Genomic DNA, 15243 nt, shown 5'->3' on the forward strand with positions numbered 1-15243 from the left:
CTTTCCTACTTTCTCCAAAACGCAGCAGTAAATACGATCAACAAAGTATAAAACTCCAGCCTTCCCAATAACATGGCAAAACTGCATATCCAGATCTGAAAATCCGTCAAAGAAGCATAGGTAGTGGCTGGCCCGATCTGATTAAGCCCTGGCCCCAGATTATTGATAGATGCAACAGTAGCCGAGAACGCTGTTATTTCATCCAGGCCACTTAATGTCAGCACCATAGTCATGAGAATCATGCTCACCAAATAAACAAATAAAAAAACGAACACTGCAAAGATAATTCGATTAGCAACGACACTTCTCCCTAGCTTGACAGGTGAAACAGCTTGGGGATGCATAATCGTGATCATCTCACGAAAAAACTGCTGATATAAAATCCTTGCACGGATCATTTTAACTCCCCCTCCCGTTGATCCCGAGGAAGTACAAAAGCCGGATAAAAACAGCATCCATAACGGAGCAAATATTGGCCATAAACTATAATCAGCATTACTGTATCCGGTAGTCGTCGCAACGGAAACAACATTAAAAGATGCATAGCGCAGTGCTGTTAATGGATCGGTATAAACCCCTGTAAACCATAGATAGCCAGCAAGTACTATACAGCTCGCCAATACGATAAAAAAATAAGGCTTTATCTCAGGATCATAGTAATACGGCGAAATACTCCTTGCCCGCCAGACTAAAAAGTGCGTCGCAAAATTGATACCACCAATCAGCATGAATATGATTGCAACCAACTCGATTATGGGTGAATCCCAATAGCCATAGCTCGCATCGTGCGAAGAAAAGCCTCCTAACCCCAGGGTTGTGAATGCATGCATGACCGCATCGAACCAGTTCATTCCCGCTAGCTTATATGCGATCACACAAATCAGCGTAAGCGCCACATACACCAACCATAGCCCTTTTGCTGTCTCGGCAATGCGAGGTGTCAACTTGGACTCTTTCATGGGACCAGGTATTTCGGCCTTGAGGATCTGTCTACCTCCTACGCCTAACATGGGCAGAATGGCAACGGCGAGTACGATTAATCCCATACCCCCCAGCCATACCATTTCACCTCGCCACAGATTGATCGAGTAAGGCAGTGTATCCAGGCCCGTCAAAACCGTTCCACCGGTAGCAGTCAATGCAGATGTTGCTTCATAGTATGCTTTGGCAAAGCTGATTTCCGGAAAAAAACGCAATAAAGGCAGCATGCCGAAAAAAGGAAGAAGGAGCCAAACCAGCACGACCAATAAAAAACCATCACGGATCTGTAGCTCACGCTTATAGCGACGTGTCATCAATGCGATAGCAGCGCCACAGATCAATGTTATCTGAATAGCCCCACCAAAAACAGCAGATGAGCCATCTTCCGACCAGTATGCAATACCGTACGGTACCAGCATCGTCAGGCCGAATACGAGAATAATTTTACTAAGTATATTGGCAACTGACAAAAAATGATTCATAAAGCGATCAATTATAAAAAGGATGCGCTAACCTGAAATAACCTTTCAATTTGCCGAATCATTTTCTTATTGACAACAAACAGGATTACGTGATCATCTGATTCAATAACTGTATCGTGGTGTGCAATAATGACGCGTGCCTTATCCTGATCTTCGATAGGAATATCTTCACCAATATCGCGTGTACTCATCCATCTCTTGTCCTTGAGTGGTAAACCACGCACGATAGCACCGATCGTTGCACCCTTTGGCAATTTGATATCTTCTATTTTGCGCCCTACTACATTGGATGATTTGGTATCGCCATGCGCCACCACTTCAAGCGCCTCAGCTGCTCCTCGGCGCAAGCTATGAACTGCTGCCACATCACCCTGCCGAACGTAAGCAAGTAATGAACCGATCGTTACTTGTGCAGGTGAAATTGCAATATCGATTCTATCGCTTTGAACCAAATCGACATATACACTTCGGTTGATCAGAGCAATCACCTTATGCGCGCCCATACGTTTAGCCAACAATGATGCCATGATGTTATTCTCATCATCATTGGTCAGTGCACAAAATACATCCATTTCAGCTATATTCTCACTCTCCAGCAATTCTTCATCCGTGACATCACCATGCAGCACCAATGCATTTTGTAGATCCTGGGCCAGAAGCTCACATACCTTGCCATCACGTTCGATGATCCTAACTTGATAATCTTTCTCCAGCGCTTCTGCAAGACGTCTGCCAATCTTCCCGCCTCCTGCAATCATGACACGCTTGACCGGTTTATCCATGCTGCGTAATTCACTCATTACGACCCGAATATCCTTAGTCGCCGCAATAAAGAAAACTTCATCTCCAGCCTCAATGACAGTGTTTCCTTCAGGAATAATGGGACGATCTTTGCGGAATATCGCTGCTACCCGTGTATCGACATTGGGGACATGCTTACGTAATTCCCGTAATGGATGTCCTACCAGCGGCCCTCCTTGCAGTGCTCTCACAGCGACCAGGCTTACTTTACCCGAAGCAAAATCAAGCACCTGTAATGCTTCTGGAAATTCGATTAACTTCTCAATATATTGAGTCAGTATCTGCTCAGGGTAAATAGCATAATCAACACAAAAATTTTTCTGTGAAAAGATATCAGGATGCTCTAGATAATCGCTCGCACGAATTCGAGCAATTTTGGTAGGCGTATTAAATAAGCTGGCAGCAATCTTACAGGCTACCAGATTGATTTCATCACTCTCGGTAACCGCTAGTACCATATCTGTATCTTCAGCACCCGCCCGTTTAAGTACGGAAGGATGCGATGCATTACCGACTACTGTTCTCAAATCAAGGCGATCTTGCAATAAGGCAAGTTGATTAGCTGCAATATCAACCACAGTAATATCATTTGCCTCACCTACCAGACTTTCGGCGACAGTAGAACCTACTCGACCAGCTCCTAGAATGAGAATTTTCAATTCTGCAACCTGTTTCTGGAATAAATATATTAGAAAGCTTGCAAAAGCATCTTACAGCGCAGCAATCTAACCATTTTGATAATGTGCCCTCACCCAGTCGCGCCATTGTATAAACAATGCGGGGTCAAGCGCAGCAATCACGGAGCGTCGCCACGGTGATCCTGCCCAATAATCATCCTGATCAAAGCTACACATGGATCCGCCCGCTTCTTCCAGAATCAGGCAACCGGCAGCATAATCCCAAGGCTTTTGGCCGCCATGTAGATATAGATCAAAGTAACCTGCGGCGGTATAGCACCATTCCAAAGCACAAGCACCATAGTTACGCTGTGAAGCATAGGGAGGATAAGCCGCTATTTTCTCAGCCAGCTTACGATCTAAACGCTTAAAATCAACATTTGCTATTGCACTTCGTAAACTTATCTCACGCTTTCTTATTGGTAACGCAACCCCATTTAGGTACGCACCTTTGCCTTTTTCGGCATAAAACAATTCTTTGGTAACAGGATTATAGATAACGCCCAGGACACTCCTGCCCTTGCGCATCAGTGCGACAGAAACCCCGAAATAGGGGAGGCCATTAAAAAAATTGGAAGTGCCATCAATTGGATCAATGTTCCAGAGTCCAGCATCGCCCGCTTCCCACTGGACGAGCTGTTGCTGCTCAGACATCTCCTCACCCATTATGGCGGCAGGGTAAAGTTTTTGCAGCTTGCTTAGCAAACTTTCCTGCGCTGCTAAATCGGCCTCGGTATAAAAGCTGCCATCTACTTTATGTTGGCGCGTAACTTGCATATATCGCGGCATAATTTCTTCCTGTGCGACTTCCTTCACCGCAGCGATAACTTGTTCCAGCATGTTCAGTCAGCCCGCCATTTAATCGAACACCCAATGCTGGGTATTTGATCCTTTGGCCCCTGTCCTGTTCGAGCAACTTGCACCATCGCTTCAAACAAATCACGGCGAACGTCGATAGGTGCTGCTTCCTTGCGGGATGCATCCAATCGCCCGCGGTACTGTAATTCCAATTGGCCATTGAAGCCAAAAAAATCTGGCGTACACACTGCCCCGTAAGCTTTTGCAATTTGTTGAGTTTCATCCCACACGTAGGGAAATAGATAATCAAACTCCTTAGCTATTTTGACCATATTGTCAAAAGAATCTTCAGGATAATCCATAGGATCATTCGACATGATCGCAATTGCGCCTATTCCATATGCAGCCAACTCTTTTACATCGCGAATAATACGTTCACGGATTGCTTTCACATACGGACAATGATTACAAATAAACATCACCAATAGTCCATTTTCCCTTCTTGCAGAAGCTAGGTTATAACGTTTCCCATCCACTCCGGGCAAATCAAAATCGATTGCTTTCCAGCCAAAATCGCAAATAGGCGTTTCAAGACTTGCCATATTTTTCTCCTCATCGAAGGTCTTATTTATCTTTGATATATTATCATGGATGGAACTGTAACCAGCCTTCTCTCGGGCCATCACTACTATGACTGCACGTTTTTACTATCCTGATCGCATGATTCCGGGTCAAATCGTTACATTACCCACAAGCACTAGTCATCATGTCACATGTGTTCTACGGCTTAAGCAAGGTGACAAAATAACATTGTTTAATGGGGAAGGCGGAGAATTCTCAGGAATAATCAAATGCACTGATAAATCAAGAAATACTGTCATGATCTCACAATTTCATGAAATTGAACGTGAGTCACCACTTTCTATCAGCTTGGTTCAAGCTGTTTCCTCCAATGAAAAAATGGATTGGATCATACAAAAATCGGTTGAGTTAGGTGTCAACAGTATTCAGCCTGTTACAGCAAATCGCAGTGTTGTTCGACTTTCCAAAGAGCGCGCAAATAAACGTCTGCTACACTGGCAACAAGTGATTATTGCTGCTTGCGAACAATGTGGCAGAAACCGTATTCCGAAACTCTTACCGCTGCTGACATTATCAGATTGGTTTAGCCAACAGTTTGAAGATAAGCAAAAAAATATTGAAAATAGGCATGCTCATAATTTTTTGCTTTCAGTGACAGCAAATGAACGCCTATCCGGATTCCCGCTACCAATGACGGAAACACCCCTAATATTGCTTGTCGGCCCTGAAGGAGGTTTTACAATAGAAGAAGAAAAAACAGCTTATGCTGCGGGGTTTGTTTCAATTTGCTTAGGCCAGCGCATCCTGCGAACAGAAAGCGCAGCGCTTGCCGCTATAGCGGCAATGCAGACTTTATGGGGAGATTATTAAATCGGTTGTTAGATTTACAGCTTGGGATAATTGTTTTTCTTGCGGAAAGCATATTATGAATTGCTTATTCTCCAATAAACTTCTTATGCCAACATACTCTCATGAAAAAGCTGATTGATCATCATATCCACAACATCATTATCTGAACATGACACGCAATACTGATTTTGTCACTTGGTTCCGTTCCGTTGCACCTTATATCAACGCATTTCGTGGTAAAACTTTTGTGGTCGCATTTGGCGGTGAAGTCGTGGCCAATGAAAATTTTGTTGAACTGGTACACGATTTCAATCTATTAGCAAGCCTTGGAATTCAACTGATTCTCGTGCATGGCGCGCGACCGCAAATTGAATCTCAATTGCAGCAACAGAACTTACAAGTCATGTATATAAATGGAATACGCGTGACAGATACTGCCACACTTCAGTGTGTTAAAGAATCAGTCGGGAAAGTTCGCGTCGAAATTGAAGCCTTGATGTCGATGGGGTTGCCTAATTCACCCATGGCCAATGCCGCCATTCATGTTGCAAGCGGTAACTTCGTAACAGCCCGTCCCATCGGTATTCTTGAGGGTACTGATTTGATGTATACCGGAGAGGTACGGAAAATTAACACCTCGGTTATCCGCGCCCGACTGGAAAATGGGGAAATCGTTTTACTCTCGCCACTGGGCTACTCACCCACCGGTGAAATCTTTAATCTCACACTAGAAAATGTTGCAACCGAAGTCGCTATTGCCCTTCAAGCAGAAAAACTTATTTTTCTAATGAATCCACTTGGCATCATGCATGAGTCTACGGAACGAGGTGGCGCTTTATGGCGTGAATTGACTATTACGGAGGCAAAATCAGTACTGAGAAAACTTGCCGCACCAGTTGATTTAGCAGATGATATTCAGTTATACCTCCCTTGCGCGGTACATGCTTGTGAGAATGGGGTAGCACGAGTTCATCTAATCAGCCGTCATATAGAGGGTGCTTTATTGCAAGAATTATTTAGCCACGAGGGTATCGGCAGTATGATTACGCAAGGTCCGCTACAAACCATACGCGGCGCCCAAATAGAAGATATAGGCGGTATCCTGCAATTAATTGAACCACTGGAAAATGAAGGCGTACTGGTACGACGCAATCGTGAACTATTAGAAATCGAGATTGATCGTTTTACCGTTCTAGAGCACGATAACATGATCATTGCCTGTGCCGCCCTTTACCCATTTCCTGATGAGAATGCTTGCGAGTTGGCTTGCCTTGCGGTCCATCCACACTATCGCAGAACAGGTTGCGCCAGTAATTTACTTAAACATATTGAACACCAGGCCCAAGTGCGAGGCTACCTCAAATTATTCGTCCTGACAACGCGGACAGCCCATTGGTTTATTGAGCGGGGTTTTACGGAAACTACACCAGACAAACTGCCCAAAAGCAAACAGAATCTTTACAATTACCGGCGCCGCTCAAAAGTATTCATGAAAAAAATATAAATCTGGGGTAATAGCAAGAATCAACGAAGTGCAGAATTCTCTGTTGAACAGTAGAACTTTTCACGACCAACCGAGGAAAATAGGATCAATAAAAATGCCAAAGTAATAACTGTCCTAAATCACTCTTTATCTCAAACCCATTACATCAAGATGAAAATGAATGTAATCCAGAGTGTTGCGTTACAATAGCACCTTGACAATCGTTTGTTTTTATATGCCTTATAATCGAGAATAATCCATTTTCCTTTATTGACCTGTTGGGAAAACTAAATGACAAGAATAGTAAAATGTATCAAGCTAAGGCGCGAAGCAGAGGGATTGGATTTCCCCACTTTCCCAGGTGAGTTGGGAAAGCGCATTTTTGAAAATGTATCTAAAGAAGCTTGGAATCAGTGGATTCAGCACCAAACTATGCTGGTTAACGAATATCGCCTGAATCTCGCCGATATCAAGGCACGCAAATATCTCGCAGCACAAATGGAGGCTTATTTTTTTGGTGACGGCGCTGATCAGCCAACCGGTTATATCCCACCTGACAAGTAAGTTTATAATAAGAATACAGTACTCTACATTAATAGATACCGGATTACCGCCATAAAGCAAGACAAGCCGAAAATGCTAGATCCATCCAATATAAGTGATTTGATTAGCCCTGCCCCATTTCTCAACCGGGAACTTAGTCAGATTGAGTTTAACCGACGTGTGCTTGCTCAGGCCGAAAACAAAGATACGCCATTATTGGAAAGATTACGATTCCTCTGCATCGTCAGCAGTAACTTCGATGAATTTTTTGAAGTTCGTGTTGCTGGGTTAAAAGAACAAATCAAATTGAATACACCCGGCTTTGGGTCAGATGGTATGCTGCCTCGCCAAACTTTCAAACTGGTTTCCGAAAAAACGCACCAAATTGTTTCGCAACAATATCGGTTACTCAATGAAAGCATTCTGCCGAAATTAGTACAACATGGTATTCGCTTCCTTCGTAGAAGTAACTGGAACGACCATCAACGCGAATGGATTAAAGCTTATTTCTTTCGTGAGCTTATGCCCATGTTAACACCGATTGGTCTAGATCCTTCCCACCCTTTCCCGCGGGTATTGAACAAAAGTCTTAATTTTGCGGTAGAGCTGGAAGGGAAAGATGCTTTTGGACGCAATTCTGGAATGGCAATAGTTCAGGCGCCACGAATTCTTCCTCGTATCATACGACTTCCCAATGAAGTCAGCACTGAAGAATATAGTTTTATATTTTTATCTTCGATTCTCCATGCACACGTAAGCGAATTGTTTGTCGGCATGCAAGCGATTGGCTGTTTTCAATTTCGCGTCACCCGTAATAGTGATCTGTTCGTTGATGAAGAGGAAATCAAAGATTTGCGCATTGCCTTGGAGGGTGAATTACCTCAACGCCATCTTGGTAATGCTGTACGACTCGAAGTGGCAGATAACTGTCCACCGCACATGTCCGAATTTTTGCTCGGTCAGTTTGGCCTTACTCAAGATGATTTATATCAGGTCAATGGGCCAGTCAATCTGGTACGTCTTATGCAAGTTCCGGACCAAATTGATCGTCCAGAATTAAAATTTCCTCTATTCATTCCAGGCCTACCTTTTTCCACCCAGAAAAAGAAAACCTCAGATATTTTCCAGATGATTCGCAAGAACGATATTTTATTGCATCATCCATATCAATCATTCCAGCCTGTTATACAGTTTATCCAGCAAGCATCAGTAGATCCAGATGTCGTCGCTGTCAAACAAACAGTTTATCGAACAGGTTCAGATTCTACTGTGATGGAAGCACTTATAGCCGCAGCCAGTCGAGGAAAGGAAGTTACGGTAGTTGTCGAGCTGCTGGCTCGATTTGATGAGGAAGCCAATATTAATTGGGCCAGTCGACTCGAAGAAGTGGGTGCTCATGTTGTTTATGGTGTTGTCGGTCACAAGACTCACTCCAAGATGGCAATGGTTGTGCGACGTGAAGAAGGCAAACTACGTCGTTATGTACATCTCAGTACAGGTAATTATCATCCTGGAACGGCCCGACTCTATACTGATTTCGGATTACTTACTTACCATGAAGAAATCTGTGCCGATGTCAATGAAGTTTTTTTGCAACTGACTAGTCTTGGGAAGGCCAGTAAATTGAAGCATCTATGGCAATCCCCTTTTACTCTTCATAGTCAAATTCTAAATGCTATTAGAAATGAAATGGAGAATGCCAAAGCAGGTAAACCCGCTGGAATCATTGCCAAAATGAATGCACTGCTAGAACCCAATATCATTCAAGCATTATATGCTGCCTCTCAAGCCGGCGTAAAAATCCAACTCATCACACGAGGTGCATGCGCTTTACGACCAGGGGTACCCGGTATGTCAGAAAATATTAAAGTACGTTCTATCATTGGGCGCTTTCTTGAACATACACGCATTTTTTATTTCCGTAACAATAATTATCACAATGTTTATTTATCCAGCGCTGACTGGATGGATCGTAATTTCTTTCGTCGCATTGAAATCTGTTTCCCAGTGCTGGATCCACGCCTGAAAAAGCGTGTAATCTCTGAAGGCCTAAATCCTTATCTCAGAGATAATACCCAAGCTTGGGAAATGGATGCCAATGGTCATTATAAATGTAAATCTGTTCGACCTGGCCGGCGTTTCAGTGCTCAAGAAGCATTGCTTACAAAACTAGCGGCAGCAAAACAAAGCTAAAACTGATGGACCTGGAACGATGCCTAAAGAAATCGAACTCAAGCTAACGCTACCCGCTAACTGTATTAAATACCTGCATCATTTACCGCTACTTGACGCTTTGAGCATTTCCAAGCCCGCCAAACAAAAGCTTCATACGATTTACTACGACACACCGGATTTAGCTTTAAAAAAACAGCATTGTGCACTACGCCTACGTCGAATTGGAAAACATTGGATACAGACCATCAAAACAGAAGGCAGTGTCGCATCCGGACTGCATGAACGCGACGAATGGGAAGTGGCTGTCACCACAAATCAGCTTGATTTCACTCAGTTAAGTGACCCTAAACTGATCAAATTATTGAGTCACTCTAATTTAAGTAAACAGCTACAGCAGATATTCATTACAGAATTTACTCGCTATACACGTATTCTGCAAATGAGTGATGGTAGTCAAATCGAGTTTTGCCTTGATCATGGCAAAATTAGCGTAGACCACACAAAGGAACCCTTCACTGAAGTCGAGCTTGAATTGAAATCGGGCAAACCAGTCCAATTATTTCAGCTTGCGCTTGCACTTGAGCAGGCACTTCCATTTCCAGTCAGGTTGGAGAATATAAGTAAAGCTGAGCGCGGCTATATACTTTATACAGGACAGAATATCCCTCCCGTTAAAGCCTTGCCTGTTGTGCTTAAGGCTGATATGGATCTAGTCACGGTATTTATCCTAATCGCACAGAATTGCCTTGATCAATTGACCAGGAATGAACATGGTGTATTGGCAGGTAACGATATCGAATATCTCCATCAAATGCGTGTTGCGCTACGCCGACTCCGCTCTGCATTTGATGTTTTTTCCACTGTTATCGTAAATAAAGCGCCTATCGTACATGAGCTTAAGTGGTTAACCCGCCAATTAAACCCAGCACGTAATTGGGATGTTTTTGTTACGGAACAAATTTCCCAAATTCATCATATTTTTGCAAAACATGCAGGTATAGCTGCACTCATAAAAACGTGTGAAGTATTACGCAAAAAACATAATAAAGCCGCACGCAATAGTATCAGATCGAAACGTTATACAGAATTGATACTGAAACTGAATTTATGGCTTGATGAAGTGCTCGAATATTCAACTCGATCGCATAGTTTAAAGAGCACGGCTAAGATAGCATTAAGTGAATTTACGGGATCCTTGCTGACAAATCATCATCAGCAAATCCTTAGGGTTGGAAAAGAAATTGAAAAACTTGATGCAACATCACTCCACGCTCTCCGCATTAGCATAAAGAAACAACGTTATGCTATGGAATTTCTTCAAACCCTCTATTCACCGGAAAAAGTTAAAAAATATATTCGCTCACTATCCGAGCTACAAGATATTCTTGGCGCCATCAATGACAGTGCAAATACCCAGAAGCTTCTTGAAGAAATTCCGAGTTCGAAGACAAAGGCATTAATGTCACGAGAAGCTATTGGTATCATTGTGGGATGGAATAGGCTGCATCTAGAACAGAAAAAAGCGGAGCTTAAGCGTACCCTGCTACCTTTCTATGATACGCCCCTTTTCTGGGAAGTTTATTGAGACACGATGACATGGCCTAATAGACCCGGACATTCCAGTTAAGAGAAAATAGTCTTAATTGGAGGAAAAATGATAACAACGAAGCAGTACACAAAAGAATTCAAGCTAGATGCAACCAGCCTGGTTCTGGACCAGGGATATACGATAACAGAAGCAGCCTGAAGCCTAGAAATTAACACCAACATACTCAGGCGATGGATCAAGGAATATCAGGTAGATGATAATGGGCAAACATTCCGTGGCAATGGAAAACTGACGCCGGAACAAGAAGAAATCCGACGTCTGAAAGTACAGATCAGGCAACTCAAGCTGGAGAGACAGATATTAAAGGAAGCAACGGTCTTCTTCGCGAAAGAAACGAAGTGAAATATTCGTTCATTACCCAAAAGAAGAAGACCAGCCCAGTTGGTCGTTGGAGAGCCCGGAGCCTGATGCGGGAAGCCGGAGTACACGTAAAATATCGGAATAAATATAAAGTAATAACAAATAGTAAACACAATCAACCGGTGTTTGAAAATAGATTGAACCGGCAGTTTGATGTTGCAAGCTCGAATCAAGTATAGAAGCTGTCTGGTAAAACATTAGACAGACGCATTTTTCAAGTGTTATTTTCATCATGGCGATTCGAATCATATTTTCGGCAGTGCCGGTCAGGATCTCGAAGTCCTTTGATAAACGGCGAAAGTTACCCAACCAAGAGAACGTGCGTTCGACCACCCACCGCTTCGGTAAAACAGCCCATTTACCTTCGACTTTTTCTGAAATGTGCAAGGCCAGGTCTAACCCATTAGCTGCGAAGTCAACCGCTGTGCCTCGATAGCCGGTATCTCCCGGTCCCCTGAGAACGCTTTGAGTGAAGGGTATTTATTAACAACACCTTCCAACACACCGCAAGCACTTTTGGTATCGCGCAGGTTAGCGGCATGCACTTTCACGAGGAGTAAATTGCCGAGAATGTCTACCTCACTTAGCTTGTTATCAAAAAATACTTGATTCTAATGGAAATCGTTTTGCCAGACAGCTTCTTAAACAAGAATAGTGCCAGTGGCAACACTACCAAACCCGCAGTGCGGCGCAGCAGGATGTATTGCAGTATATTGCTGTGTTTTATAACAGCCACCGGCTGCATTTATACTCGGGATACAAAAGCCCCAATCAATATGAAACAGAAGCAGCAAAAATGATAAAAGTTACTTAACTGGGGTGTCTAGAATTAGTTGACCACGCCATGACTTCACTAAGACACAGAGCTCCCCTCCCTCGTCGCCGACGCGGCTTTAGCGAGGATTCCAGCAAGCGCTGCTCCAACCACGACTCAAACTCCTGGCAAAAGTCGTCAATCGCACAAAAAAATCGCTATAGTATCCATCAGAATCTGAGTCCTCTGATGATGAAGCTCTTTCCCAAAATCGTTTCATCATAAGAAATTCAGATTCCTTTTACAGCTTTTCTTACGTCGAACTCACGTTATTTTACTTTTTTATATAAGCAAGATTGAAGAAGCGTGGCAAAAAGTAAGACTGCTGGATACTCTGAGAATAATCAACCCAATTTCCAGCAGCCGTTTTATACCCTCTTGCTTAAGAGTATTTAGGTAATAATAGGATTTAATTCACCTTTTGCATATTTAGTAGCCATTTCATCTAGCATGATCGGTTTAATTTTACTTGCCTGCCCTGCGCTACCAAATGCTTCAAACCGTGCTTTACAAATTTCCTTAGCGGCTACGGTAGCATCCTTCAGGAATTTTCTAGGATCAAACTCACTCTTGTTCTTAGCTAAGTGCCGACGAATTGCTCCGGTCATAGCTAATCGAATATCCGTATCGATATTAACCTTACGCACACCGTTTTTGATACCTTCTTGAATTTCCTCTACAGGCACACCGTAAGTTTCTTTCATTTCGCCACCATATTCACGGATGATTTCAAGCCACTCTTGAGGAACAGAACTGGAGCCATGCATCACTAAATGTGTATTAGGGATTCTTTTATGGATTTCTTTGATCCGTTCAATAGCCAAAATATCGCCCGTTGGTTTCCGTGTAAATTTGTAGGCACCATGGGATGTGCCAATTGCAATGGCAAGTGCATCCACGCCAGTTTTTTTCACAAAATCGGCCGCTTGCTCAGGATCGGTGAGTAATTGATCATGAGATAACACGCCTTCAGCTCCATGGCCATCCTCCGCTTCTCCCATTCCAGACTCAAGCGATCCAAGACAACCCAACTCGCCTTCAACAGAGACACCAACCGCATGAGCCATGGCGACAACTCTAGCGGTAACATCAACGTTATATTCATAGGATGAGGGTGTTTTGGCATCCTCTTCAAGGGAGCCATCCATCATGACACTGGAAAAGCCGCTACGAATTGCGTTTACACATACCGCAGGTGAAGCACCATGGTCTTGATGCATCACAACAGGAATATGTGGATAGGCTTCCACAGCTGCTGCAATCAAATGACGCAAAAAAGGCTCTCCAGCATATTTACGCGCTCCGGCTGAGCCTTGCATGATCACCGGGCTATTGCATTCGTCAGCTGCCTGCATAATCGCGTGAATTTGCTCGAGATTGTTTACATTAAATGCAGGTAATCCATATCCATTTTCTGCTGCATGGTCTAAGAGTTGTCGCAATGATACAAGTGCCATTTAGGTCTCCTTCATTTGAAATTTTGTATCAGATTTATCATAAAAAATTAGAATTGATAATAGGAATTCGTATCGAAGTAAATGGAATTCCTGGCTTATAAATTAGGATCTACCTTGAAATAAGAGGCATTAGCAATTTATTGAAGTTGGAGCTACCTCAATACTTTCCATGTTTATTGGTTTCCCATTGTCGCCTACTCGAACAATTTTCATGGTATTGGTACCCCCTGCTTTGCCAACAGGCTCTCCTATTGTCATGACAATCAAATCACCATCACGCACAGCTCCGCGCTTAAATAACTCATCTTCTGCCAAATCTAGAATAACCTCTGGATCAAATAGGCCCTGACCAAATTCTATGGGATAAACCCCACGAAACAGAGTCATTTTACCAAGTGTATCCTCTTGCGGACTTAAGGCAAATATGGGCACTTTTGAGCTTCTCCGTGACATTAACAGTGCAGTTACTCCACTCTGAGTAAGCGCTGCAATCGCACGAATTTTAAGACTGCTGGCAGTATACATCGTTGCACGAGCGATGGCCTCTTCAATACTAACCGGCTGAATTTCTAGCGAACGTTGCAAGCTCTGATTTACTGTGTATTCTTTTTCTGCTTCAAGACAAACTCTTGCCATGGCTTCTACCGACTCAACAGGATATTGCCCTGCAGCAGATTCGGCAGACAACATAACAGCATCAGTTCCATCCAATACCGCGTTAGCTACATCTGATACCTCTGCACGAGTTGGAATGGGGTTAATGATCATTGATTCCATCATCTGTGTTGCAGTCACAACAAGTTTATTTTTAGTGCGAGCAGAACGTATCATGCGCTTTTGCAATGCTGGCACTGTAGCATCTCCCACTTCAACAGCCAGATCACCACGAGCAACCATGATTGCATCCGATGCATCCAAAATATCGTCTAATGCGAGAATGGCTTCGGAGCGCTCAATCTTTGCCATGATCAGGCTATTGCCTCCAGCCTCTTGCATTAAAGAACGCGCTTGACGTATATCCTCACCAGTGCGAGGAAAAGATACCGCCAAATAATCCGCTTTCAATGCTGCAGCAGTTTTGATATCTTGCATGTCCTTATTTGTCAGGGCAGGCGCACTCAGTCCACCACCTTTTCGATTAATACCTTTATTATTCGATAGCACACCTCCTTGCTTGACTTGGCAATATATTTCACTTCCCATTACCTTGGTAACATTAAGAACAATACGACCATCATCTAACAATAATGTCGCACCGGCCTCTACGTCATTAGGTAGCTCTTTGTAGTCAAGCCCTACTCTCTCCTCATTACCTAATTCACACTTGGCATCAAGTATGAATTCATCGCCTACCTTAAGCCAGATCTTCCCATGGTCAAATTTACCAATACGTATTTTAGGCCCTTGCAAATCGGCTAATATTCCAATTGTACGACCAGTAGCGCGTGCAAGGGCACGAGTGAGATCAGCATGAGCTATATGCTCTTCGCGAGTACCGTGTGAAAAATTTATTCTCACAACATCAACGCCTGCCAGAATCATGTGCCGCAGAATCGTAGGATCGCTACAAGCAGGCCCCAGCGTAGCAACAATTTTTGTTCTTCTAATCATTCCTAAAAGAATTTTCAGATT

12 protein-coding genes and 3 pseudogenes are annotated in these 15243 nt (G+C 43.3%); 7 read left to right on the forward strand and 8 right to left on the reverse strand.

All coding sequences use genetic code 11. The annotated features are described in order from the left end of the window. Positions 1 to 5: 5 nt before the first annotated feature. The 4 genes from BLW34_RS09610 to BLW34_RS09625 form a co-directional block, all read right to left on the reverse strand. Positions 6 to 1463, reverse strand: a complete 1458-nt coding sequence (locus BLW34_RS09610; protein ID WP_090578789.1) for a TrkH family potassium uptake protein — start codon at positions 1461 to 1463, stop codon at positions 6 to 8. Positions 1464 to 1474: 11 nt separating this feature from the next. Continuing rightward, positions 1475 to 2923: a Trk system potassium transporter TrkA gene (trkA, locus tag BLW34_RS09615; RefSeq protein ID WP_090578792.1), complete on the reverse strand. Its 1449-nt coding sequence runs from the start codon at positions 2921 to 2923 to the stop codon at positions 1475 to 1477. A gap of 66 nt (positions 2924 to 2989) precedes the next feature. After that, positions 2990 to 3781, reverse strand: coding sequence for an inositol monophosphatase family protein (locus BLW34_RS09620; protein ID WP_090578795.1), 792 nt, complete (start codon positions 3779 to 3781; stop codon positions 2990 to 2992). A gap of 2 nt (positions 3782 to 3783) precedes the next feature. Next, positions 3784 to 4341 carry a thioredoxin family protein gene (locus tag BLW34_RS09625; RefSeq protein WP_090578798.1) on the reverse strand — a complete coding sequence of 186 codons (558 nt, stop codon included), beginning with the start codon at positions 4339 to 4341 and terminating at the stop codon, positions 3784 to 3786. An 88-nt stretch (positions 4342 to 4429) separates the two neighbouring features. Here BLW34_RS09625 and BLW34_RS09630 point away from each other — a divergent pair, with 88 nt between their 5' ends. The 6 genes and pseudogenes from BLW34_RS09630 to BLW34_RS09655 all read left to right on the forward strand — a co-directional run. Next, the gene (locus BLW34_RS09630; RefSeq protein WP_090578801.1) at positions 4430 to 5191 is read left to right on the forward strand and encodes a 16S rRNA (uracil(1498)-N(3))-methyltransferase; all 762 of its coding nucleotides are present in this window, start codon (positions 4430 to 4432) and stop codon (positions 5189 to 5191) included. Between the two features lie 148 nt (positions 5192 to 5339). Then, positions 5340 to 6674, forward strand: coding sequence for an amino-acid N-acetyltransferase (argA, locus tag BLW34_RS09635; RefSeq protein ID WP_090578804.1), 1335 nt, complete (start codon positions 5340 to 5342; stop codon positions 6672 to 6674). A gap of 270 nt (positions 6675 to 6944) precedes the next feature. After that, positions 6945 to 7217 (forward strand): oxidative damage protection protein, encoded by a 273-nt coding sequence (locus tag BLW34_RS09640; protein ID WP_090578807.1) that lies wholly within the window; start codon positions 6945 to 6947, stop codon positions 7215 to 7217. 72 nt (positions 7218 to 7289) lie between these two features. Then, entirely contained in the window at positions 7290 to 9389 is a 2100-nt protein-coding gene (ppk1, locus tag BLW34_RS09645) for a polyphosphate kinase 1 (protein WP_090578810.1), read from the forward strand. 19 nt (positions 9390 to 9408) lie between these two features. Beyond that, on the forward strand, positions 9409 to 10956 hold the full coding sequence (locus tag BLW34_RS09650; protein WP_090578816.1) for a CYTH and CHAD domain-containing protein: 1548 nt from the start codon (positions 9409 to 9411) through the stop codon (positions 10954 to 10956). 69 nt (positions 10957 to 11025) lie between these two features. Then, positions 11026 to 11516: pseudogene (locus tag BLW34_RS09655) on the forward strand (transposase); the annotation flags it as partial. Between the two features lie 97 nt (positions 11517 to 11613). Here the strand turns inward: BLW34_RS09655 and BLW34_RS17405 are convergent. Together BLW34_RS17405 and BLW34_RS16125 are read right to left on the reverse strand one after the other, a co-directional pair. Then, positions 11614 to 11673, reverse strand: a pseudogene (locus BLW34_RS17405) (hypothetical protein); the annotation flags it as partial. A 62-nt stretch (positions 11674 to 11735) separates the two neighbouring features. Next, positions 11736 to 11891: a hypothetical protein gene (locus tag BLW34_RS16125; protein WP_177166007.1), complete on the reverse strand. Its 156-nt coding sequence runs from the start codon at positions 11889 to 11891 to the stop codon at positions 11736 to 11738. Between the two features lie 89 nt (positions 11892 to 11980). On the opposite strand from BLW34_RS16125, the pseudogene BLW34_RS09665 reads away from it, so the two are divergent. Then, a pseudogene (locus BLW34_RS09665) lies at positions 11981 to 12154 on the forward strand (IS3 family transposase); the annotation flags it as partial. Positions 12155 to 12546: 392 nt separating this feature from the next. Here BLW34_RS09665 and fba read toward each other — a convergent pair. Continuing rightward, on the reverse strand, positions 12547 to 13611 hold the full coding sequence (fba, locus tag BLW34_RS09670) for a class II fructose-bisphosphate aldolase (RefSeq protein WP_090578819.1): 1065 nt from the start codon (positions 13609 to 13611) through the stop codon (positions 12547 to 12549). Positions 13612 to 13740: 129 nt separating this feature from the next. Beyond that, a complete protein-coding gene (gene pyk / locus BLW34_RS09675; RefSeq protein ID WP_090542006.1) occupies positions 13741 to 15222 on the reverse strand; it encodes a pyruvate kinase in 1482 nt (493 codons plus the stop codon). Positions 15223 to 15243 lie beyond the last annotated feature (21 nt).

This window comes from Nitrosomonas sp. Nm58 (assembly GCF_900107335.1).
Classification (GTDB): domain Bacteria; phylum Pseudomonadota; class Gammaproteobacteria; order Burkholderiales; family Nitrosomonadaceae; genus Nitrosomonas.